This window comes from uncultured Fibrobacter sp., assembly GCF_946062555.1.
In the GTDB taxonomy this organism is placed as follows: domain Bacteria; phylum Fibrobacterota; class Fibrobacteria; order Fibrobacterales; family Fibrobacteraceae; genus Fibrobacter.
Window position 1 is genome coordinate 49351 of sequence record NZ_CAMGVQ010000009.1, and the last position, 22071, is coordinate 71421.

Sequence of the window (22071 nt, forward strand, 5' to 3'; positions counted from 1 at the left end):
AAAAACACCAATAATTATTTACAAGAGAGAAAAATGTACCGAAAAAGGGCGTTTTATTGTGAATTTATAATGAAAATCCGTACAAAAGACGCTTGGGCGAGGCACTATATAGAATTTTGTTCATGATGAACGGGGGCCCCGCTCCGCCAGGAGTGCTGAACTTGCGCTCTACTTTTCCATTTTTAAGGGAAATGGCGACAATCTCGTTTCCCTGGTCAAGCCAGACCAAATCGTCTTTGACGAAGGGCTTCATGAATACGGAATTTGCTCCGTGGAATTTCCAGAGGGGAGCACCGGATTCTGTATAAAGTAACACGGACTGGTTCGCAAGTCCAATCAGGAATTTCCTGTCGCCCTGATCGTTAATGAGCTGTAGCGATGATATGGCATCGTCCAACAAAATCTGGAGCGGGGGGGTGTCCCTGTTGTTTTGGTTGATGAGGTAGAGACGGTTCCCGCTGGAGGCAACGGCTGTAATGGAATCGCTGCTGAGTATGTGCGTAATCTGTCCGGGAATCTTTCGTGTTGAACCTTCTTTAGTTTGTCCTGAATCGTCGTTTAGCGACACGATTTCCCCTTCCAGATTGCAGGCGTAAAGTTCCCTGGAATTAGTGGAGAGTAGGAATGGAACTGAAAAAATCTTGCGGGACCAGGTGAGCTTGTAGTCGGATTTCAGAATCTTAAGCAGGAATCCGTTCCAAGTCGATACGTAAATCGCCTTGTCGGTCACCTTCGTTTCGAAAGCCTTGCCCGGAAGTTGAATCGAGAGAACCGTGTTTTCGTGAACTAGGTCGTAGATGGACATGTTGTAGCCCGAAGCGATTGCGAGCGTATTTTCGTCGTTGTCGATGGCGTGACTGTTATTGAGATTTCCGATACTCTTGGACCAACGGAGATTTCCGTTTTCGGCGTTGAAACAAAATAGCTTCTCGGCGGCGGGATCGATGGTGTAGAGGTTTTTCTTGTTACTGAAGAATTGGGGGTAAAGCGTCTTGGGCGAAATGGGTAGCTGGCTGACGAACTTAGCCCCGATGGCTTTACTGTAGCGGCTCAGGATCAGGCGGGTGACTTGAGGGTTGCTTGCAGAGAGACGGACCGCTTCGGACCAGGCCTTTTGTTTGTCGCGAGTGTTGCCGTTTTGGTTCTCGAGGTACAGGGCCTTGAAAAACCAACCTTCGGCATTACCCGGTTCCTGCTTGAATAGGGTGGTCAGGAGAGTTTGCAGCTCTTCCCAGTTTTCTTCTTCAACGAGTTTGCCGGCCTGTCTTGCCGTGAGTTCCGATTGAAGGATTTTCTTGCCGTAATAGTGGGGCGAAAGGGCGGTCAGCTTATGTTCACCGAAGTCCAGGTAAATATTGCCATTGGTATGAATGGGGGCGTGCTCGATAGGCTTGGTGAAATTGAAATGCCACAGTGGTACAAGCATCGTGTCAACCGCGATAATTGTTCCTTCGCTGGAAAATAGGCCGAGGGTTCCCTTGGCGAGGGGGTAAATGGCCGTGGCGTCGCTCTGTGCAGAAACTAGTGGGTAACCGTTCTTCTTGCTTATGAAGGTAATCTTGCCCGAAGCTTCGAGAATCGCAATGTTCTTTTCGAAGGGTTCTATGCTTTCGACATTGTTGATGGAAACCTTCCACAGGGGGGAAGTCCTTTGTTTGGGATTATATCCATAGAGGTAGTTCCCCGAAACTAGGTATATCAGCGACTTGTCGACAAGGACCTTCTTGATGACATCGAACTGGGCGATGGTCTTGCGGTCAGAACCGTCTTCGGGAGAAATGAAATGGAGCGCATTGTCGGTACAGTTGAGAACGAACTCGGATGTAGGCGCGTAGAACCCTTCGGCGATGCAACCGCTGTATTTGTCCGAAATTTGCGCCTTGATCCCCTTGCTGTTCAGGAGCGTGAGTTGGTTGTTTCCTTGGGCGAGTGCCTTGTCCTCGTGGACAAGGAATTGGATAATCCCACCCAGGAGGTATTTGCGGTCAGGTCTGTTCGCGTAGAAGGATTTGAAAACGAGGCTGTCATTTTCGGGGGACTGGTACCAGACTCCCTGCGGCGTTACTGTCAGAACCTGAGCGTTTGCGGGGAGCTCCTGAGAAACCTTGACTAATCGATCGTCTTCGATTTTGTGGATGCTTCCGTCGCGAAGTTGGATGAACGTCGGGGATTCGCCGAAAGTTCTGCTGATGGAAGTCTTTAGCGAAATCGGGGAACGGAGCAGGTTCTCGGCTTGGCTGCTGGTAGCGCTCTCGCGTTCCGATAGCCAGTAGGCCTTGCCTGTTTCGGTGGTGCGGTTCAGGCTCTGGTTGTAGTAAAAATTGGCCGAGGCTTTGTTGCCTGAGAGTTCCTGGATTTTCCCGAGATAGAAATAGGCTTTTTCCTTGTCGTCTTCGTCACCGTTGTTGGCTGCGTCTTCAAGCAATTTGATGGCAGTCGAGGATTCCCCCTTCATCTCAAAGATGTAGATGGCTTCCTGGATGGACGTCTCCATCTTCTCGCCGCTCGCGGTGGATACAAGGCAGCATAACCACACGATTGCAAGCACCATGTGTAGGTTATGAAACTTATGGAAAACGTTAAGGCTCATTTTCTTTCAATTAAGTCATTCTCGACCGAAGGGAGGGAATCCAGTGCTGGATCCCGTCCCCTCTTTGAGAGTCCAGGATGACTCTCCTATCTACTTCCTATTAAATTATGCGTCGAACTTGTATCCTGCACCCCGGACTGAAATGATTATTTTCGGGTCGGCGAGATCGTCTTCGATTTTGCGACGCAAGTTCGCGATGTGGTTGTCTACGGTGCGGGTCGAGGGCATGTTCTCGTCGGTGTATCCCCAGATTTCCTTGAGGATGTCTTCGCGCAAGACGACTTCCCCGCGGTGCGCCCAGAAGTACTTGAGAATCAGGTATTCGCGGGTCGTGAGGTCGAGAGGGACTCCGCCCTTGGTCGCCTCGAACTTCTTTACATCGACCTTTATGTTTGCAAATTCCAGGATGTCGGGAACCGCGGCGGTGTTTGCGCTGGCTTGCGGCTCTATTCGGCGCTTGAAAGCCTTTACGCGGGCGAGCAATTCCAGGATGGAGAACGGCTTGGTCACGTAGTCGTCGGCCCCCATTTCAAGCCCTGCCACCTTGCTTGTTTCTTCGGTTTTTGCCGTGAGCATAATGATATAGGTTTCGGGATGCTTGTTCCTGATGTAGCGGCAGACTTCGAATCCGCTCTTTTTCGGAATCATCAAATCCAGAAGTACCAGGTGCGGCTGGTAGGAGTCGGATTTCGCAATGGCTTCCTCGCCGTCGCAGGCTGTTTCCACTTCGTAGCCTTCCATTTCGAAGTTGTCTTGGAGGCCGAGGCGGATGATTTCTTCATCCTCTACGATCAGTATTTTGAAGTTTTGTGCCATGAGTTATTCTGCCCTTTTAAACTTGACGGTGAATGTTGATCCTTTTCCTGGCTTGCTGACAAGTGAAATCGTCGCCTTGTGCGTCTCTGCGACTCTCTTGACGGTGGCAAGTCCGAGCCCGGATCCCTTGGTGCTTCGGGTCATTTCGTCACCGACTCTATAAAAATCATTAAATATATTTTTTTGTTCCGAAGAGGCGATGCCGATACCCGTGTCGGCAACGGAGAAAACGATCCAATCGTCTTCGCTCTTGACATCGACGGTGATATCGCCCGGAGCTTCGGTGTATTTGATGGCGTTATCGATCAGGTTCTGGACAAGGCTGTAAAGAGCTGTGTAGTCGCCCATCACGAAAACGTTCGGCTCGAAGTGCGTATAGAAGGTGAGTCCCTTTTCGACACCGATGTCTTCGACCGCATCAAAAACTTTCTTGGCGCAAATGGAGAAATCCAGTCGTTCCCACTTGAAGGCTCCCGTTCCGTGTTCCATACGCGTGTAGTTGAGAATGGCGCCGATCAGGTTTTCAAGTCTCGACGCTTCCTTGCCGATGAGGGTTGAGTATTCTTGTACCTTTTCCGCTTTCTGGAGCCTTCCGCGGGCCATCATCTCGGCGAACATCTTGATGGAAGTCAGGGGGGTCTTCAGCTCGTGCGACACGCTCGACAAGAAGTTCGCCTTCATGGCGAGCAATTTGCGTTCCTGCGTGATGAATCGGAACATGAAGAAGGAACCGAAAATGACGGTGATGAGTGCGAACAGCATCAGTCCGTACATCAGGAACATCCGGTGGCGCGTTTCCTTGCGAATATCCTGCATGTCCTTTTCGTACAAGGTAAATTCCCAGTCAAGGGCTTCTGAAATTTCGCGCTGACCGATAATGGGGGCGTCCTTCGGAATGCTTCCTAGAATGAGACTGTCGTTTTTCTCGGTGATGGAGAAGGGAATGTTCTTGAAACTTTGGGTGACTGTCTTGAGACGGTTCAGGAGTCGAGTCCTGTAGGCATTGCGGTCCAGTTTCGCAATGACGACCTGGTCGCCGGACAGGTAGGGGTAGGACATTTTGAATAGGGTCGCGTCATCGGTGTTGCGGTAGAGAATGCCTTCCTTGGAAGATACAACATCATTCAGAATTTCTTGGAACTGGTCCTTGTGGTGGTGCAGAATGTCCATATAGCCCAGTTGTCGGTTGAAGTTCTCTCGCAGGTTCCAGAAGGCTTCACGTTTGTCTTGGGCCAATTTTTCGAAGGAGAGGATTTGTGTAAAGGCTGTTTCGAAGAAGAACTTGGATGAGGATATGTCGTCAATGTCCTGTTTCTCTAGGAACTGGACCAGTACAGAAAGACAGTAGTCTTGCGCTTCCTGGTGCTTGCGCTGCTTTACGAGAATTTCGAAATGGAGCAGGTTGACCGCTCTGGTCAGGTCGGCGTGCAGGTAGCCTTGCTGGTGGGGCGAATTTTCTAGAATCGATAGCAGTTTTAGGGCTTCGTCATAGTTCTTCTGCTTGTAGTAGAACCGGATGAGTCCTAGCAAATTCTGTATCTGGTCGTCGTGGGATTCGAAAAAGAAACTGGTGGGCTTCAGACTCTTGGATCGCTTGGCAAGGTAAATCCTCTGCGAAAGGCTATCCTTGAAACCGGCAGATTCTTCCTGGTAGAGATTGATGGATTGCGGGGTCGCTACGCTGCTCGAAAAATCGGGGGATTTGAAGAAGTTCCTCGACGACAGGTCGGGGTAGATGAGAGTCCCCTTGTTAAATAGGAAAATGGCTTCGATGCCTTCGACGGACTTGAATTCGGTAGCGTGCCCAAAGTCAAGGAGGCCCTGCGGTTGTTCATATAGGAAAAGCGACGCCGCTTTTGTTTCCTGGTAAATCTTGGCATGCTCTTTTTCTATAGCGTCTTCGACTTCGTTTTGAAACGCGGAGAGGGTCTCGTCGAAGTTCTTCTGGGCCAGGTAAACTTCGTTTTGGATGTTCCTGAAACTCAGGTAAGACAAAATAGCGGTGGGTAGAATGATACCCCCCGCAAATAATAGGACGAACAGCAGATTATTTCGTGAAACCTGCATTGCCGATCCGTTTGCCTACTTTACGATTTGGGCTCGGTGGGTAACCGACACCTTGTGACCGATTTCGATATGGCGGCTATTGGAGTAAAGCTCGCGGATCAAGACGGACGACTCGTTTTTGGTCGCCCTGACGATCAGGCCGCGTCCGAGGAGGCGGGGCGGAAGGGTCGCATCGGAGTGGTCTTCTGCCCAAATGGCAACGCCGTCACCGGTGTTGTACGCCTGGGCGGAACCTTTATCGATCAGGACATAGGAGTAAGCTCCGATCAGCAACATGGGATCCATGGCGTAACGGATCCTGGCAAGGGAATCCATCCTGGCCACGCTGTCGGGGGTGTAGCCCGAAACGTTGATGGCCTGCAGAGGCTGTTTCATTCTGGCCTTGGACTGGTTAATCTTGATTTCGCGGAAGGCCGTCACGACCTTGGCTCGGGAAAGCGTATCGCCGATGGCGGTAATCTTGGCAATGCCGCTCAGGCGGAGCAGGGCGTACTTGGTAAAATCGGTTCCTTTTGTTGCAGGAACGTTAATGGGTTTTGCGTCGATGATTTCGACGAGGTCACCTCTCTTGAGCTTGCTGTTGGTCTTTTTACCCACGCCGACAACGACTTCGTTTTCGGGCATGTGGATAATGGGTTCCTTCTTTTCGCCGGAGCGGATCGAAATGAAGCGCTCGTCATTCTTGAGGGAATCTAGCGTGTAGATTTCGGGGGCGTGCAACTGATAGTAACCGTTGAAAATCTTCGGAGTCGGACGCTGCTGGTAATAATAGGTGTCTTCCGGCTTGCGTTTCTTTTGGCTCTTCTTGTCCTTGTCGCGAAGGTTGCCGAGGAGGTTCTCGAATTCGGCGTTGCGTTCGTCGTTCTCGTCGCAACCGGCGTTCTTTACATAATAGCCTTTGCCCTTGGGGAGTGCTGAATCCGAAATGGCTGCGTTACAGGGATACTTGGTCTTTTCGACCTCCATAACGTTCCCGTTCCCTTCTTGAATGCTATCTCCCAGATAGATAGAATCGCCCGGATAAATCCAATGCGGGTCCTGGATGTGGCGGTTGTTTTCCCAAAGGTCCGGCCAGGCAAAGGGGTCCTTAAGGAATTCGTCACTCAGGTCCCAGAGGGTATCTCCTTCCTTGACGATGTAGGCGGATGCCAACAAGGCGGAAAGTCCAAGACAGATGGATGCACATTTTAAAAATCGCATAATAATCCTTTACAGGCTGATTACGTCAATAATTTAACCTTTTCTTTGCCTGAAAGTCGGGCTACTCTGGCTAAAATGCGGAATTTCGCTTGTTTTTTGCCTAGAGATGCGCTCCTGGGGGCGCTGGACATTACGGGAACGGGACTTCTGCACCGGATTCTGGCCTAAAATACCAGCGCGGTCTGGCACGAATAGGAACAGCACTTCGAACTTGCCGCTACCGGGTTCCAGGTAAAGCGGGATGCTCTTGCGGAGCATGTAGTTCTCGTTGCGGAACTGTTTGATGGTTCGTGCGGCAACCTCGAGGTTGGAGGTCTGCAGCAAAATTCTTTCGGGTCTCGAAAGCGCAGCAGCCTGGGCGACTCCCTGGGCGAGTGGTTCATCGCCGGGCAGGTTGAAATAGAATGTCCACCGGCCTTCGTTTTCGTCTTTGGCGAAGAACTTGCCGAAGAATTCCTGGTCCACGTGGCTGCGGATGAATTTCATGTTTTCGTCGATGGCGCTGCGGGCGTTCAGTCGCGAAGACTGCATAGCGTATTCGCGACAGTCCATCGATACGACTTTTTTGAATAAATTAGCGAGCGAGGCGCTGACGAAGGAACTGCCGGAGTAGAATTCAAAGAAACAGTCTTCGCGGTTGGGGTGGATAGCTTTTTCGATACGTCCGGGAAGTCCAAGCCAGGAATCGCGCATGCGGGGGGCCCAGTCCAAGACGTGCATGCTGATACCGGAATCTCCAATCGGCATGAAGTCGCTACCGAAGGCGCATTTTGCCTCGACCTTCATGGGCGTTGTTCCGGCGGGGTCAAACGGCTGGTCCGGCAGGCATTGGATGTGATGGCAGCTGATGACTTCGGGGAAATTCCTCTGGATAAACTCGACGAAGGTCTTGTAGCTGTGAGCGGAAATTTTTCCCTTGAGGTTGACCTGGACGAGCAGGGCGTAGTTGCCGTTGCCTACGGCACGGAACCAGATTTCGCGGAGCGCCTTGCTAAAGATATGCAGGTGTTCTTTCTTGAGTTGTTCAAAGACACGAGTGACAAGTTCCGGAGCCTTCATGTCGCGGGCGGGAGAATCTATCGTAAGCGATTCCTGCTTGCCGCGGTAGGTCTTGATAATGCGCCAGTCTGAGTGTTCGGGAAGGGTTTCGGCCGTGTACCAGGCTTGGATCTTTCCGGGAATGCGGTTCGTTTCTGCCCAGGCCTCAAGTTGTTTCTTGATGTCGTCGAAAGTCGGAATCGTGCGTACGACCGGCTTCACCGGCTTTTCGGCTTTCGGTGCTTCCGTTTGTTCCTTGCCGCGACGTACGGAATTTCCGCGTGCGCGATTGTTTGTACTTCTGAAATCTTTTTTCATTCTTTCGTTTTTCATTACACATTACTCAATACTAATTCACTAACCACTGTCTACTTCCTACTTCCATCTACACCAGGAATCTCGGGTAAATCCACGAACATTCGCGTGCAAGAGTTTTCGGGAACTCGCGGAAGTTTCCGTTAATCTGGTACAGGTTCAGGCTACCTTCGACGGGCAACAGCTTAATGACGGAGTCCGCTCTTGATTCCAGGTAAGGATATTCATCGAGGTTACAGGACGACACGACTGCGCAGCCTGTTAAGGCGATAATGGTATCGATCATCTGCATCAGAATCTGGTGCGGAGCCCCGTTCAGTCGGGTGGACTTGGGGTTGTGAAGCACAGCGGAAATCGGGTCGATGACGACGACTCGATAGTCGTGGTTTTCCAGTCGCTTGGCGCCTTGAATACGTTTTGCGATCAGTTGTGCGGTTTCAATCGGCGAAAGTGCCGTTCCGCGCAGGTTCAGGAAGCCGAACTTGGGGGTGCTTGCGTTCAGGTTGCGCTTGGCGCCCAGCAGGTAAAGGCGGTTCAGGAATACGGACTTGGTGAGTTCGAAATTGATGAACAGCACATCGCTCGAGGAAGTGGCGTTGCCGAACCAGTCCTCACCGTAACAGATAGAAAGGCCGAGGTCCATAAGCGCGAGTGACTTTCCGCTCTTCGGGGGCGCCGTGAACAAGAAAAATTCTCCTGCGCGGAGCATATTCTCGACGATGGTCTGGTCTTTCTTGGGGGCTTCTTCGGTATCGCTTGCAAGTTCGATGAGCGGCTTGCCGTCCAGGGAATATTCCACCCATTCCTGCCATTCCTTGAAGTTCTTGGCACCTTGTTCAAGGCCAATCAGGTACTGTTGTTTTCCGCCACGGAGAACGCCGGGCATACGCACCATCATGTGGGCGTTTCGGTTGCTCGGGTCGACCTTGAATCCCTGGGAGTCGAGAGTCTTGAAAAGGAAGTCTACGCGTTCGTTGTATTCCTCTTCGTCGTTTGCAAAAATCTTGACCCACGCCTGCACGGAGTTCGCGCCCGTGTTCACGAGGGCGGCGCAGGGGAGGTTAAGAGCCTTGTAGTAGGCGAGTTGCTTGGCCAAGGACATCTTGGGATTGTCTACCACCACGTAGCGGTAGTGCCAAGATTCGTCCGAGGAGTCTTCGCCGCCCTTGACGGCGTTGATGCAGAGAAGGGCGCCTTCGGGGCTGTCGAGGCTCTTCATGATTTTCTTGATGGAGTCGTCCTGCCCGATGATGTTCGAGACGAGTTCCTCGCTGCTTTCGGGAGTGTTCGATACCTTAAAGGCGATTGTCTCGTCGGGGTCGAAGGTGGCTTCCAAAAGTTTGGCAAGGTCCTTGCGCCAGTCTGCGGCGGGCCAGGGAATGGAGAGCGCTTCGGGGTCAATCTTGAAGTTCTGCAACAGTTCCAGGGACTGTGTGTCGAGACCCATGGCAAGCATCTGCTCCATGGAAATCATACCGGCCGAAAGTGGGTTGATAATCGGCATGGCCACCGTCTGCGGAGGGGCGGTGGTCTGGGGCTGTGCAGGGAACCCCTCCGCAGACGGTGCCGCGTTCTGCGCCGCCGGTGCGGGTTTTTCTTCGGGGCGTTCCGAGGAACGCTTTTGGGCGGAGAACGCGCGGCGAAGAGTCTGTTCGACCTCTTCGCCATCCATGCCGTCGTCGCGGGCCTTGCCGCCGAGCTGGAAACTGGCGTCCATGAAGGTCCAGCCTTCTTCCATGGCGGCGACACCCGCCTTGTAGAGCTCGGCTTTGAGTTCGTTCGGACTATACTTGTTCTTCATGAACAGGTTGATGGTCTTTTTTGCGTTTTCCATAAGCGCCTCGAATGCTTTATCGTATTGAATGTAGCTTTTTTATTTACAAAAGGGTGCTTAAAAGTGTAAAATGCACTAAAAAACGCCCCGGATTTGCTCCGAAGCGTTTTTGTTAATTTGTTTATAACGCTGTGTGGACTCGTAATTTGAATTTACTTCGTTGGATTGAAGCTATCCTTCAAGCCCACCGTTCTGTTGAACACCAGGTGGCCCGGCTTGGAATCAACGCTATCGAGGCAGAAGTAGCCCTGGCGCATGAACTGGAAGCGGTCTTCGAGTTTCGCGTTTGCAAGGCTCGGTTCCACCTTGGCCTGCTTGATGACCATGGATTCCGGGTTCAGGTAGTCGTGCCAGTCTTCGCCTTCGGGAACTGCCGAGGGGTCTTCGAGCGTGAAGAGATTGTCAATCAGGCGCACTTCGGCATCCACGGCGTGAGCGGCGGAAACCCAGTGGATGGTGCCCTTGACCTTACGGCCATCGGGAGTCTCGCCGCCCTGGCTCTGCGGGTCGTATTCGCAGTGAATCACCGTCACCTTGCCGCTTGCATCCTTCTCGACGCTCTTGCAGGTCACGAAGTAGGCGCCCTTCAGGCGGACTTCGCCATCCGGCTTGAGGCGGAAGTACTTCTTGGGCGGCTCTTCCATGAAGTCGTCGGCCTCGATGTAAAGTTCCTTGCCAAAGGGGACTTCGCGGGTACCGGCGGCGGGATCGTTGGGGTTGTTTTCCACTTCGATCATTTCGACCTTGTCCGCTTCCCAGTTGTCAATCACGAGCTTGACTGGATCAATCACGGCCATCACGCGGTTCGCGGTCTGGTTCAATTCTTCGCGAATGCAGAAGTAGAGCAAGTTCACATCGACCATGGAGTCGGCCTTGGAAACGCCGATGCGGTCGCAGAACTCGCGGATGGAACTCGGGGTAAATCCGCGGCGGCGGTAACCGCAAACCGTCGGCATACGCGGGTCGTTCCAGCCCATTACGGCCTTCGTCTGCACCAGTTCCAGGAGCTTACGCTTGCTCATCATGGTGTAGGTCAGGTTCAGGCGGGCAAATTCAATCTGCTGCGGGCGGTTGTCGAGGCCCAGTTCAATCAAGAACCAGTCGTACAGCGGGCGGTGCGCTTCGAATTCCAGCGTACAGATGGAGTGGGTAATGCCTTCGATCCAGTCGCTAAGCGGGTGCGCAAAGTCATACATCGGGTAGATGCACCACTTGTCACCGGTGCGGTGGTGGGTGCAGTGCTTGATGCGGTAGATGACCGGGTCGCGCATGTTCATGTTCGGGCTCGAAAGATCCACCTTGGCGCGGAGACACTTCTCGCCGTCGGCGTACTTGCCGTCGCGCATCTCGCGGAACAGCTTCATGTTCTCTTCGACGCTGCGGTCGCGGTAAGGGCTCGGGCGGCTGGGCTTGCCGGCGTCGTTGCCGCGGTATTCCTGCATCTCGTCGCGGGTCAGGTCTTCCACGTAGGCCTTGCCCATCTCGATAAGCTTTTCGGCAAAGGCGTAAATCTGGTCGTAGTAGTCGCTGGCGAAGTATTCGCCGCCCTTCCATTCAAAGCCGAGCCACTTCACGTCTTCACGGATGGAGTCCACGTATTCCACGTCTTCCTTGGAGGGGTTCGTGTCGTCAAAGCGCAGGTTCGTAATGCCGCCGAAATCCTTGTACTTGTTTGCCGTACCGAAATTCAGGCAGATGGACTTGGCGTGTCCGATGTGGATGTAACCGTTCGGCTCGGGCGGAAAACGGGTGTGCACGCTCTTGCGCTTGCCCGTGGAGAGGTCGTTAACGATAATGTCCTGTACAAAATTCGAGGATTCGGGAATATCCATGGTTTTAACCTTTCTGTTTTACGGGGCTAAATGTAGAAAAAATTGTTTCTTTGCCAAGTTTAGGCTCACTTTTCTATCTTTATGGACATGGAATTTAAGCGTTTTGAGGCCTTGATCGAAATGTTCCCGCAGGTGCAGATTTTTAGCACCGAGGGCGAGGACCTGGACCGGGTCATTACCCATTTTTTGAACCAACAGAAGAATGTCTCCACGATGTCGGAAGCGATGCAGCGTAAAATCCAGCATGCGCTAGCTCCGTTTTTTCAGCAGCGCTTTATCAGCCTGCACGATGAAGAAGCTCCGCTGGTTCGTCATCTCCTGCTGAAAAAGAAGTTCTTCTTGCAGACGGACCGCTATATCGACGACATGGCGTGGCCGGAGACCGATCCCGATAAATTGGATGAGGCGCTAAAGATTGCCGACTTGTCCGAAGAAGTCCTGGACCGTAAGCTTCTAAGCCTTTCGAACGGGGAATTGCGCCGCGTCCTGTTGGCGCGCATGTGGATGGAAAATCCGCAATGGGTCTACTTTAACGACCTGTTTGGCGGACTTGACCCGGAATACCGCCGGTATCTGGCTTCGAGCGTGGTTCAGCTTTCGAAACGCAGTGGCCTGAAGGTGGCCGTGCGCCTCGCCCGCGAAGATGAACTACTCCCAGAAATCCCTGCGTTCGTTTATGCCGACAAGACCTTCTCGCCGTATGCAGGCAAATTGCCAACAGAAGTCGCGAAGCCGAAGTTTACGAAGGCCGAACTCAAGGATTACGAGATTGTTTTGCTCAAACCTCAAAGCGAACTTGCGAGCGACCCCGTCGCTCAAACCTCTTCGGAAATTCTCTTTGACCTCAAGAATATCAATGTGCAGTTTGGCGACACGGTTGTGCTCAAAAACTTGAACTGGACTGTCCGTAAGGGTGAACATTGGGCGGTCATGGGCGAGAACGGTGCGGGTAAGAGCACTCTCCTCGGTATGCTCACGGCGGACCACCCCCAGATTTACAAGAACGATATCACACTTTTGGGAAAGCGCCCGGGGCGTGGCCTGAATATCTGGGAACACAAGGCGGAACTCGGATTCTTCTCGCCGGAACTGGCTCTCCAGTATCGCGAGGACTTGAGCTTGTCCGAGGTGCTGTGTACGGGCTTTACGTCAAATCTCTGCAAGGCGGAAAATACCACTTGGGAAGAACGTGCAAAGGCGAAGGAATGGCTCAATTACCTTGGTTTCGATGATGTTGACGCTCGCTACCGTAGTTTGTCGCCGATCGATAAGCGCGTTGTTCTCATGGCGCGTGCGGCGATTCGGCCTCCCAAGGTTCTGCTGCTCGATGAACCGACGCAAGGTCTCAAGGGCGAATACCGCGAAAAGATATTCAACTTGTTGCAACTTCTTTCGAAGGAGACGACGATTATCTTGGTGAGCCACTACGAAGAGGAATGGCCGCCTTGCATGACGCACCTTCTCCGCATGCCGAAATTCTCGATGTAATTATTAAGCCTTAACCACCAACCGCTTCTTATTATTCTATGCAACTGAACGAACAAACGATTCTCAAAGCCCTGCAGGCGGTTCAAGACCCCGACCTGCACAAGAATATTGTCGAACTGAACTTTGTCCAGAATTTAAAGATCGATGGTGACAAGGTGAGTTTTGATTTGCGCCTGACAACTCCGGCTTGCCCGATTCGCGACAAGTTCAAGGACCAATGCATCGCAATCGTAAAGTCGCTCGGAGCTTCCGATGTGCAGGTGACGTTTACCGCTCAAGGTCGTGTGGATAACGCCAATACGGCGGCGCAGGCTCCGAAGGTTTCTTACATTGGCGATGTGGCGCATGTGGTTGCGGTTGCTAGTGGCAAGGGCGGCGTCGGTAAATCGACTGTGACGGCGAACCTCGCGATGGCGCTCAGCCTGTCCGGTGCCCGCGTGGGTATTCTGGATGCCGATATTTACGGCCCTTCGATGGGCCTCATGTTCGGTATTGACAAGGCTCCCGAGGTTTTCGAGGACAATACGATTGCTCCGGTCGAGGCAAAGGGCGGCATTAGCATCGTCAGTATGTGCATGTTCGCTGATAGCGACAAGGCGACCATCTGGCGCGGTCCGATGGTTTCGCAGATGATCCAGCACTTTATTCACCACGTGCGCTGGGGCAAACTTGATTACCTGCTGGTAGACTTTCCTCCAGGAACGGGCGACATTCAACTGACGCTTACGCAGAACTGCCCGATGGCCGGTGCCGTGGTGGTGACGACTCCGCAGGAAGTTGCCCTCGCCGACTGCCGCAAGGGCCTTGCCATGTTTGATTCTGTGGGGGTACCCGTGGTGGGCGTCGTCGAAAACATGAGTTACTTTATTTGCGACCAGTGCGGCAAGGCTCATCATATTTTCCGTGAAGGTGGTGGCGACCGCATCGCGAAAAGCTGGGGCGTCCCGGTGATTGCGAAGGTGCCTCTCGAACCCGCCGTTGCCGATTGCGGTGACCAGGGAACACCTGCGGTACTCCGTTACCCGAATTCGGAATCGGCAAAATCGTTCATGCAGGCGGCCGATGCCATGGTGCGTACTCTCTCGGTATTTAAGACCGAAGGCGATGGAGTGCTCAAGACATTCAATTATGAATTTGCAGAACTTCCCGAGGAGGATGTATGATCCAGCCCAAGAAAGTATTTAGGACAAAGGATGGGCGTCTCGGATTTGAATGGAACGATGGTACGCGTGGTGCGTGCGCCATTCGCGACTTGAGACTTGCGTGCCCCTGTGCGTTGTGCGTCGATGAACATACGGGTGAAAAGTTGCTGGACGATTCTTCTGTATCGGCGGATATCAAGCTTGTCCGTTTGCAGTCTATCGGTCGCTATGCGGCGGGCCTTTCATTTGATGACGGACACAATTCAGGAATTTACCCTTACGACAAGTTGTATAACTTGACGAAAACAAAGTAAAAAGACATATTTGGATTGTCTTCTTGGAAATGTTCCTTGAAGGATCGAAGGTATGTGTTTCTATGAGTGATGCAAACGAAGCGCTTTATTTCAGGGACCTGAACAGGTTTCCTACCCTGAGTCCTCAGGAAGAGGAGGCTCTTCTTGCGATTATCAAGAGTGAACAGTCGGAAGAGATTCGCAAGTCGGCCTTACAGCGCCTGATTCGAGGCAACCTCCGTTTTGTCGTGAGTGTTGCGCGTAAGTACCAGGGCCGTGGACTTTCTTTGTTGGATTTGATCAATGAAGGAAACATCGGCTTGTTCAAGGCGGCAAAACGCTTTGACATGGGTAAAGACGTCAAGTTTATCTCCTATGCCGTGTGGTGGATTCGCCAGTCGATCCAGAAGGCGTTGTTTGAACAGGTGGGGGCGGTCCGGATTCCTCCCAACAAACTTGCCCTGGTGAACCGCTTCAAGCGTGCCTTGATGCAGAACGACGGTGACTACGATCGTACCATTGCGATGGACGAATTCGCTCCGTTCGAAAAGGACATTGTCGAGGTCATGGAAAAAATCGTGGACATTTCGCTCGACGCTCCCATTGGCGATGCGACGAATGTCTCTGGAAACGGCGATACGGTCAGCACCCTGATGGATGTTCTCGGTTCCGATGGAAACCAGGACGAGGACATGGAAAAGGATGAACGCCGTAAGCTCATCCAGGAAACCTTGTCGGCTCTTCCGCAGCGCGAAGAAGAAATCCTTCGTATGTTCTATGGACTGGATACCGTGGAAGATACCACGCTCAAGGACATTGGCGAAGACTTGAAACTCAGCCGTGAACGTGTGCGCCAGATCAAGAACAAGACGCTCCGCCGTTTGCAGAAGAGTAAAGAACATAAAGAAAAACTGGCTGATTTTTTGGAAAAATAATGACGAATTCGTCTTCGGCGGCCCGTAGGGCGGCATACCTCTTTTTGGCTTTGTGTTGTGGGGCATTGCTTGCTTTTGTGGGCTTTCGCCTTTATGATGTTCACGGACCCAGCAAGATTGTTGTGGGGGGAGACCCTTATGGTCTACCGGCCGGATCGACGGTCATCCGTGGCGATATTCCTGACATGACCGAGGCCCTGGCCACCGTGCCTGCCCAGGTGCAGACGGAACTTCGTCGTGCGATGGAATTGTTCCGTTCGGGCGCCTATAGTTCCGCTTATGACATCTACGATGGAATCGTGGTGCTGTATCCGGATTTGCTGCCGGCTCTCCTGGGACAGCTTAATACTTTGTTTGAACTTGATTCGCTTTCGAGCCTGCAACAGGACCGTCTTTCTCTACTCACTGAAAAACTTCAGGGGCGTTACCCCGGTTCTGGCCTGTCGGCCTATTTGGAAAGTCGCAAGATTTATAGGGCTGGTAACTCCACGGCAGCATTGGAATTGGCCCGAGTCGCATCGGAAAAGGCCCCCGCCTTTTACCAGACGAGGTTGTGGTATGGCCGCCTGCTGATGGACGGCGGCCGCTCGATCCAGGCGACGAACGAACTGAAGACGGTCGTGAGCCTTTCGAACGGGGACGAGCCGAGAGCCTATGAATTGCTGGCGGAACTGTATCGCCGCAGTGGCCAGTTGGATAGTTGCTCTGCCTTGGTGGAATACGCCCTTTCCCAGTTTCCAGTCAATGCAAACCTGCTATTGTTGCAGGGATACCTGAATGAATACCAGGGGCATTTTGATGCTGCGGAGAAACTTTACCAGCGCATTCTTGCGTTTAATCCCGATTTTGTCCAGGCTCGCGAAGCCATATCGACCTTGGGCGAAAAGTCTCCTCCGGGTTCCGGTTCTGGTGTAGTCCTTTCTCCGCAGGACCGTGCGCAGACAGCATGCGACATCCTGGAGCCGCTGGTCGAAAAGTATCCGGAAAATTTGCCCTTGAAAGAAGCTCTTGGACGCGCTTACTTGAAGGGACGCCAGTTTGATCGTGCCCGTTCTCAGTTCCAGGACATTCAGAAGGTGGATCCTGAATATCCTGATATCCAGCAGCGTATCCAGGAAGCAAATGTCACGAGACCCGCTCCGATTTCTAGAGGTGACGGCTTGACGGCCAACCTGAACCGTGCGGTCGACAGTTTGCGCGAATCCATTGAACCTGCGACAACGCATGACTTTACGACGATGCTTGGACATTACGTTGTTCGTTATGGAGCGACTCCGCGTGAATTCTTCAAGAAGTATTCCATTGGCAATTTCAGGCCTGTTGCCAACAATGTCTGGCAGGAATCGTTCTACATTGCGCCCTACATGCATACTTATACAGTCATCTTTGATTCCCTCAGCCATTTCCGCGAAGTTCATGTGGTGGTTTACGATTCGACCTCTTCTTCGAATCACATGGGGATGGCTCCTGAAATTTATACGAGGCTGCTCAAGCAGAATTCGAGAATTTCCGGCATAGGCAATAGTACGGGTGAAACGGATTGCGGCGATGGTATCGTTTTGGATGCCGCCGTCTGGGAAACCCAGGACAACTTTGAGATGCTTGCCCGCGTGGTCGGAAAACCGGCCGAAGTGCGCATGGTGCGTTTCGACAAGAGCGTGCTCCCGGCGGGACTCAAGCTCTGCGATTACACGAAATACCTGAATGAGTTCTAGATTTTAGTTGGTCGAGCTTAGACCGCTTCGCTCTCAGAACTTAGCAGAATATATCTATGCTCTAAATTCTAGGTTCTAAGCTCTTTTTTTTGTATCTTTACACTATGATGTTCCGTTTTCTGGCATTGGCTTTTGTTGCCCTCGTATTTGAGGGGTGTACCTGCTGTGCCTACTTGAATCACATGTTCAATGCGGAACGGTTGGATGAGCAGGCCGGTGAAATGCGCGCCGCCCGACTGGACAGTATTTCCGATAGTGAAAATTCCCTGCCCGGAACCGAGGAACGCCAAAAATACGACAAGATTATCGAGAAGGGCTCCCGAGTCTTGGAACGTTTCCCTGACAACAAGAAACGTACTGCCGAAGCGGTCTTTTTGATTGGAGAGTCGTTCCGCCACAAGCATGAGTGGGGCAAGGCGATTACCAAGTACGATGAATTTGAACGCTACTTTGCCGACCATGATTCAATGAAGGCGGTGGAATATCAGCGGGCCTACTGTCTGTATAGGAATCATGAGTATAACATTAGCCGATTTGCGTTGGAACCGGTGGTGGCGTCCAAGGAACATCCTTATTATTTCCAGGGACTGAACCTACTCTCGCTTTTGGACGAACAGTCCGAGGCTCCGGACCAGGCGATTGCTTCTTTGGAAGCCTTGCTTGCCGATACGGCGGGAACTCCTTTTATGCGGGGCAAGGCTCACTTTAGACTTGCCGGGCTTTATTTCAAGAAAGAAAACTGGGACAAGTCCCGAGAACATTACACGGCCAAGGAAATCAAGGAACTGAATCCGCGAGAACAGCAAACGGCGGGGGAGCAGGCCGCAGAATGCCTTGTGAACCGTAAGGAATATCTGCAGGCGGCGGATGAATACAAGGAACTTTACAAGAATCCCGACTATGACTCCAAACAACCGGATTACCTGGTGCGTATCGGAGAACTGACGATGCTCGCCGGTCGACATGCTGATGCGATTGTCATCTTGCAGAAGGTGAATACGGAGTATCCGCGTACCGAAGTTGCGTCTCGAAGTTATTTCTGCCTAGGAGATTACGAACAGCACCAAAAAATTGATTACGACAAGGCGGTCGTCTATTATGACAGCAGCTTTATTTCTCGCACAATCTGTAAGTGGGGACAGGAAAGCCGCGAACGCCGTGATGCATTGAAGCGTCTGATCGCCATGCGCAACCAGAATGATAAGGAACGCAAGGATTCCATTCCCAATGTGGATAATTTTTTCCGGTCCGAGTTCCTGATAGCGGAATTGTTCCTGTTCAAGTTATCTGAGGTGGATAGCGCCATTACGCGCCTCGATAACGTGATCAAGGATTCCGGGGACAGCGCCAAGGTCTTGCGTGCTATTTATGCGAAGGCTTTTGTCTACGACGAATATCTGCACGATCCCGATGCTGCCGAAGAAATCTATAAGGAAATTATCGAAAAGTACCCGGACACCGAATATGCCAAGCAGGCGCAAGCCAACCTTGGTATGCGGGTGACCTTGAAGACGCGTGAAGATGTTGCGAAGGACCGCTACATGGAAGCGGAAAGCCTTTGGACGGTTGCTTCAGAAATGCCTTTGGATCAGATGGAATTGGTGGATTCCGCATATACGCACGCCTTCGTGTACTTTGACAGTTTGTATCGGGAATTCCCGGAAACCCAGGCCGGAATACAGGCGCTTTACATGAAGGCAATCTATTTCCAGATGAATCCTGAACGTGTTGACAGCGCCTTTGCTACCTACAAGCAGCTCCGTGACCAGTACGGTCAGACTCCATGGGGAAAACAGGCGGCAAAAATGATGAATTCCCGCTTGACGATGTCGGATAAGGATCTGGAACGCTTGAGAAAACGAGTGAAGTCCAGCGAGGAACATATCAACAAACAGTCGGCGCAGTACTATGAAGCGTTGAACAAGGCTCCCGAAGAAAAACAGGCCGAAGTCAAGAGCAAGGAAGATGAAATCCTTGAAAACACCTACAACAGCATGTATGATTTTGAGTAAGGGCAAGCTTGCCGTTGTTGCGGTGTTGTCTGCCACCATGCTGTTGTCTGGATGTGCCGCTGCAAACGCAAAGATTGCCTCGCGTAAGGGGTATGTGCGATTTCCAGGCAAACATTATGCTTCGGGTGAAAAAGCTGAAATCGGGACTAAAATTGAAGGCGAGGCGAGCTACTATGGCCCCGGTTTCGATGGTAAGCAGACCGCCAGTGGTGAAATTTTTGACCAGGATGATTATACCTGTGCCCATAAGACGCTTCCGTTTGGCACCAAGCTGAAGGTTGTTCGCAAGGACAATGGCGAAAGTGTTGAAGTCCGCGTCAATGATCGTGGCCCTTATGTGGGTGACCGAATTTTGGACCTAAGTGCTGCCGCGGGCAAGAAGATTGGTCTAGACAAGGTGGGGCATGCCACTGTGACGGCTACTGTCATAGAATGAAAAATGTCATCTTTTGACATCTAAATATACCTATATTTACTACTGAACAGAAAAGCACTTATTTGTTTGTGTGCTTTTTTAGAAAAGAGGTAAATATGTCGTATAAGCATGATTATAAAAACGCCAGTTATGCGGTGGAACCGGAAAAATGCAATCTTTGGAATTCAGGATTTTCCTCGTTTAAGCGCCGTATCGATGAACAGCTCCAGCTGAATGGTTTTGACGGTTCGGTGGTGGATGACGAAACGTTGCTGCCCTTTTACCGAATGGGCGAAAGCGAGACGTATGTGCTGAGTGCCCTTGGCTGTACCGTAGGTATGTAGGAATGGGTGGAGCCGGTTGGCTTGAGGGTATAAAAAAAGAACTCATCCTTAGATGAGTTCTTTATACCCCCAAGCGGTTTCGAACCGCTGTTGCGGGAATGAAAATCCCGAGTCCTGGGCCACTAGACGATAGGGGCGATTTGTGAGACCAAATATAAGAAAGTTTTTGATTTCGTCAAGGGTATTTTTGAGAAAAAAGAGTGGCTGCGTTGGCTTGAGGGTATAAAAAAAGACACAACAAAAGCTGTGTCTTTTATACCCCTTGACGCGGTTGGCTTGAGGGTATAAAAAAAGAACTCATCCTTAGATGAGTTCTTTATACCCCCAAGCGGTTTCGAACCGCTGTTGCGGGAATGAAAATCCCGAGTCCTGGGCCACTAGACGATAGGGGCGTTTAGTAGGGCCAAATATAGGTTAATAATTAAAATCCGTCAAGGGTGGTTGATGAAAAAAAATTAATTTTTCTTCGTGACTTTGAAAAAATGGCTAAAAAAGTCCCTTAAGGGGGGTGTCGCTCGCTTTTTACCGGTGGCTATTCTTGCAAGTGCCGCCGATGCGGGGGTATTGTGGGGTGTGCGCTCCTTCATCGAGATTATCGGGGGCAAAACGGATATCCCGTTGCTGGCTTGGCTCGCCGGGATGGTCGCGCTTGCGCTACTGCGTTTTTTTTTCCTGTTGGGCAAGTCAAGGATTTCGGAAAACTGGCTTTACAGGGTGTCGTCGCGGGTGCAGGCATTCTTCCTGCACCGCCTGCGTAGCTTGCCTCCGAGAATGTTCCATACGCCGAAGGGGGAGCGCGAGGTTGAATCGGCTTACGAGGCGACTGTCGTGTTGCAGAATAACGGCAGTGTCTTTTTTCAGGCGGTGCAGGCTGTGCTCCAGCTTGTGGTGTTTTTGCCGGTACTGTTCTACATTTCGTGGCCGCTGACGTTGTTCCTTTTTGTGGTAATCGTTCCTTTCGTGGCATTACTGCAGCGGAAATTGCACAGGCTCGGTCCTGCCGAGGAATCCCTGATGCGTCTGCGTTCCGATTTTCGGGGAGACCTGACGCTTGCCCGACGGCTGTTTAGGCAGTGGAGTAGTCGCGATGAACGGAGCGGCATTTCGGATGGACTGCTGAAGAGTGTACGTCGTATGCGAGACGAAGGGGCGTCGGCGGCAATCAAGAAATCGCAACTTTCGCTATGGGCCGAAACGGTCTCGGTTGTTGCAATGGTGTTTGTTCTTGCCTTCTGCGCGCTCCTGATGGGGCGCGGTTACATGGATGCTTCGGGGCTCGTCCTCTTTGCTTCGGCGGTTTTGCTTTGCTACAAGCCGGTCAAGGAGTGTGCTCGAGTTATGCCGCAGTTTCGTGCGGCGATGAGCGCGCTGGATATCCTGGAAAAATTTGAATCGCTCGGAGTTGAGGGGAGCGTTCCTGCAAGAGGCTTCGTTTCTGTGATGCCTGCGGGAGATGAAGTCATGGTCTGTGATGGGCGTTTCCGTTACGAGGGGGCGGATCAAGATGTGTTTAGTGACCTTGAAGTCCGCTGGTCTCGTGAAAAGCCTGTTCTTGTCCGGGGCAGGAACGGTGTCGGCAAGTCTACTTTTTTACGCTTGCTGGCGGGGCTTGAGCGGTGGAACTCGGCCAAGGTGTCTGCTCCCCGCGATGTGTTTTTCGTGGCACAGGACTTGGAACTTCCGCCTCGGTGGATGCTTTTGCGTTTGATGAATCGGTTAAAGGCGGATGAAAAGGATAAATCGATTGTTCTCGAAAAGTTTATGACTGCGGCGGGGACTGCTCCGTTGCTTGAAAAACCGGGGCTGTCCGGGGGCGAGCGGGCGCGGGTGGCTTTGCTATGGGCGCTAGCCTCGGCGGCTTCGACGGTGCTCTTGGATGAACCGTTTGCCTCGGTATCGCTGGGCGACAGGGAACCGTTGCTTGTTGCCTATTTAGATGCGGCGAAAAAAATGGGGAAATGGACAATAATTGTGAGTCACGATGTACTTTCTGCCGAAGTTGAATGTATATTTAAAACAGAGTGTTTTTAAAAGC

General features: G+C 51.9%; 16 protein-coding genes and 2 tRNA genes. 9 read left to right on the plus strand and 9 right to left on the minus strand.

What is annotated here, in order from left to right:
• Positions 1–64 precede the first annotated feature (64 nt).
• The 7 genes from Q0P86_RS04140 to Q0P86_RS04170 all read right to left on the minus strand — a co-directional run bounded on the left by Q0P86_RS04140 (position 65) and on the right by Q0P86_RS04170 (position 11692).
• Positions 65–2590 (minus strand): hypothetical protein, encoded by a 2526-nt coding sequence (locus tag Q0P86_RS04140; RefSeq protein WP_294112311.1) that lies wholly within the window; start codon positions 2588–2590, stop codon positions 65–67.
• A 105-nt stretch (positions 2591–2695) separates the two neighbouring features.
• On the minus strand, positions 2696–3406 hold the full coding sequence (locus tag Q0P86_RS04145) for a response regulator transcription factor (RefSeq protein ID WP_294112310.1): 711 nt from the start codon (positions 3404–3406) through the stop codon (positions 2696–2698).
• Positions 3407–3409: 3 nt separating this feature from the next.
• Positions 3410–5473, minus strand: coding sequence for a HAMP domain-containing sensor histidine kinase (locus tag Q0P86_RS04150; protein WP_294112309.1), 2064 nt, complete (start codon positions 5471–5473; stop codon positions 3410–3412).
• A gap of 15 nt (positions 5474–5488) precedes the next feature.
• Positions 5489–6673: a LysM peptidoglycan-binding domain-containing protein gene (locus Q0P86_RS04155; protein WP_294112308.1), complete on the minus strand. Its 1185-nt coding sequence runs from the start codon at positions 6671–6673 to the stop codon at positions 5489–5491.
• A gap of 33 nt (positions 6674–6706) precedes the next feature.
• Positions 6707–8044 (minus strand): hypothetical protein, encoded by a 1338-nt coding sequence (locus tag Q0P86_RS04160; protein ID WP_295037658.1) that lies wholly within the window; start codon positions 8042–8044, stop codon positions 6707–6709.
• A gap of 52 nt (positions 8045–8096) precedes the next feature.
• Complete coding sequence (locus Q0P86_RS04165) at positions 8097–9860, minus strand: AAA family ATPase (protein WP_290994250.1); 1764 nt, start codon at positions 9858–9860, stop codon at positions 8097–8099.
• Positions 9861–10012: 152 nt separating this feature from the next.
• On the minus strand, positions 10013–11692 hold the full coding sequence (locus tag Q0P86_RS04170) for a glutamine--tRNA ligase/YqeY domain fusion protein (protein ID WP_294112306.1): 1680 nt from the start codon (positions 11690–11692) through the stop codon (positions 10013–10015).
• An 87-nt stretch (positions 11693–11779) separates the two neighbouring features.
• Between Q0P86_RS04170 and Q0P86_RS04175 the strand changes: the two genes are divergently transcribed.
• The 8 genes from Q0P86_RS04175 to Q0P86_RS04210 all read left to right on the plus strand — a co-directional run bounded on the left by Q0P86_RS04175 (position 11780) and on the right by Q0P86_RS04210 (position 20036).
• Positions 11780–13180, plus strand: coding sequence for an ATP-binding cassette domain-containing protein (locus tag Q0P86_RS04175; RefSeq protein WP_295037660.1), 1401 nt, complete (start codon positions 11780–11782; stop codon positions 13178–13180).
• Positions 13181–13218: 38 nt separating this feature from the next.
• The gene (locus Q0P86_RS04180) at positions 13219–14343 is read left to right on the plus strand and encodes an Mrp/NBP35 family ATP-binding protein (RefSeq protein WP_290994256.1); all 1125 of its coding nucleotides are present in this window, start codon (positions 13219–13221) and stop codon (positions 14341–14343) included.
• Entirely contained in the window at positions 14340–14636 is a 297-nt protein-coding gene (locus Q0P86_RS04185) for a DUF971 domain-containing protein (RefSeq protein ID WP_290994258.1), read from the plus strand. The genes Q0P86_RS04180 and Q0P86_RS04185 overlap by 4 nt, the downstream gene beginning before the upstream one ends.
• A 62-nt stretch (positions 14637–14698) precedes the next feature.
• On the plus strand, positions 14699–15550 hold the full coding sequence (locus tag Q0P86_RS04190) for an RNA polymerase sigma factor RpoD/SigA (protein WP_290994260.1): 852 nt from the start codon (positions 14699–14701) through the stop codon (positions 15548–15550).
• Positions 15550–17265: a hypothetical protein gene (locus Q0P86_RS04195; protein WP_290994262.1), complete on the plus strand. Its 1716-nt coding sequence runs from the start codon at positions 15550–15552 to the stop codon at positions 17263–17265. Before Q0P86_RS04190 ends, Q0P86_RS04195 begins: the two co-directional genes overlap by 1 nt.
• Before the next feature lie 104 nt (positions 17266–17369).
• Positions 17370–19277 carry a tetratricopeptide repeat protein gene (locus Q0P86_RS04200; protein WP_294112303.1) on the plus strand — a complete coding sequence of 636 codons (1908 nt, stop codon included), beginning with the start codon at positions 17370–17372 and terminating at the stop codon, positions 19275–19277.
• Positions 19264–19713 (plus strand): septal ring lytic transglycosylase RlpA family protein, encoded by a 450-nt coding sequence (locus Q0P86_RS04205; protein ID WP_295037664.1) that lies wholly within the window; start codon positions 19264–19266, stop codon positions 19711–19713. Before Q0P86_RS04200 ends, Q0P86_RS04205 begins: the two co-directional genes overlap by 14 nt.
• A 95-nt stretch (positions 19714–19808) precedes the next feature.
• Positions 19809–20036, plus strand: coding sequence for a hypothetical protein (locus Q0P86_RS04210; protein WP_291025193.1), 228 nt, complete (start codon positions 19809–19811; stop codon positions 20034–20036).
• Positions 20037–20100: 64 nt separating this feature from the next.
• Here Q0P86_RS04210 and Q0P86_RS04215 read toward each other — a convergent pair.
• Positions 20101–20173, minus strand: a tRNA-Glu gene (locus Q0P86_RS04215).
• 182 nt (positions 20174–20355) lie between these two features.
• Positions 20356–20428 (minus strand) — tRNA-Glu (locus tag Q0P86_RS04220).
• Positions 20429–20564: 136 nt separating this feature from the next.
• On the opposite strand from Q0P86_RS04220, the gene Q0P86_RS04225 reads away from it, so the two are divergent.
• Entirely contained in the window at positions 20565–22067 is a 1503-nt protein-coding gene (locus Q0P86_RS04225) for an ATP-binding cassette domain-containing protein (RefSeq protein WP_295037666.1), read from the plus strand.
• Positions 22068–22071: the final 4 nt, after the last annotated feature.

What these genes read in the sequence shown, in the direction of transcription:
- Q0P86_RS04140 (WP_294112311.1), bottom strand. Translation starts at nt 2,590, where the DNA reads ATGAGCCTTAACGTTTTCCATAAGTTTCATAACCTACACATGGTGCTT.
- Q0P86_RS04145 (WP_294112310.1), bottom strand. Translation starts at nt 3,406, where the DNA reads ATGGCACAAAACTTCAAAATACTGATCGTAGAGGATGAAGAAATCATC.
- Q0P86_RS04150 (WP_294112309.1), bottom strand. Translation starts at nt 5,473, where the DNA reads ATGCAGGTTTCACGAAATAATCTGCTGTTCGTCCTATTATTTGCGGGG.
- Q0P86_RS04155 (WP_294112308.1), bottom strand. Translation starts at nt 6,673, where the DNA reads ATGCGATTTTTAAAATGTGCATCCATCTGTCTTGGACTTTCCGCCTTG.
- Q0P86_RS04160 (WP_295037658.1), bottom strand. Translation starts at nt 8,044, where the DNA reads ATGAAAAACGAAAGAATGAAAAAAGATTTCAGAAGTACAAACAATCGC.
- Q0P86_RS04165 (WP_290994250.1), bottom strand. Translation starts at nt 9,860, where the DNA reads ATGGAAAACGCAAAAAAGACCATCAACCTGTTCATGAAGAACAAGTAT.
- Q0P86_RS04170 (WP_294112306.1), bottom strand. Translation starts at nt 11,692, where the DNA reads ATGGATATTCCCGAATCCTCGAATTTTGTACAGGACATTATCGTTAAC.
- Q0P86_RS04175 (WP_295037660.1), top strand. Translation starts at nt 11,780, where the DNA reads ATGGAATTTAAGCGTTTTGAGGCCTTGATCGAAATGTTCCCGCAGGTG.
- Q0P86_RS04180 (WP_290994256.1), top strand. Translation starts at nt 13,219, where the DNA reads ATGCAACTGAACGAACAAACGATTCTCAAAGCCCTGCAGGCGGTTCAA.
- Q0P86_RS04185 (WP_290994258.1), top strand. Translation starts at nt 14,340, where the DNA reads ATGATCCAGCCCAAGAAAGTATTTAGGACAAAGGATGGGCGTCTCGGA.
- Q0P86_RS04190 (WP_290994260.1), top strand. Translation starts at nt 14,699, where the DNA reads ATGAGTGATGCAAACGAAGCGCTTTATTTCAGGGACCTGAACAGGTTT.
- Q0P86_RS04195 (WP_290994262.1), top strand. Translation starts at nt 15,550, where the DNA reads ATGACGAATTCGTCTTCGGCGGCCCGTAGGGCGGCATACCTCTTTTTG.
- Q0P86_RS04200 (WP_294112303.1), top strand. Translation starts at nt 17,370, where the DNA reads ATGATGTTCCGTTTTCTGGCATTGGCTTTTGTTGCCCTCGTATTTGAG.
- Q0P86_RS04205 (WP_295037664.1), top strand. Translation starts at nt 19,264, where the DNA reads ATGATTTTGAGTAAGGGCAAGCTTGCCGTTGTTGCGGTGTTGTCTGCC.
- Q0P86_RS04210 (WP_291025193.1), top strand. Translation starts at nt 19,809, where the DNA reads ATGTCGTATAAGCATGATTATAAAAACGCCAGTTATGCGGTGGAACCG.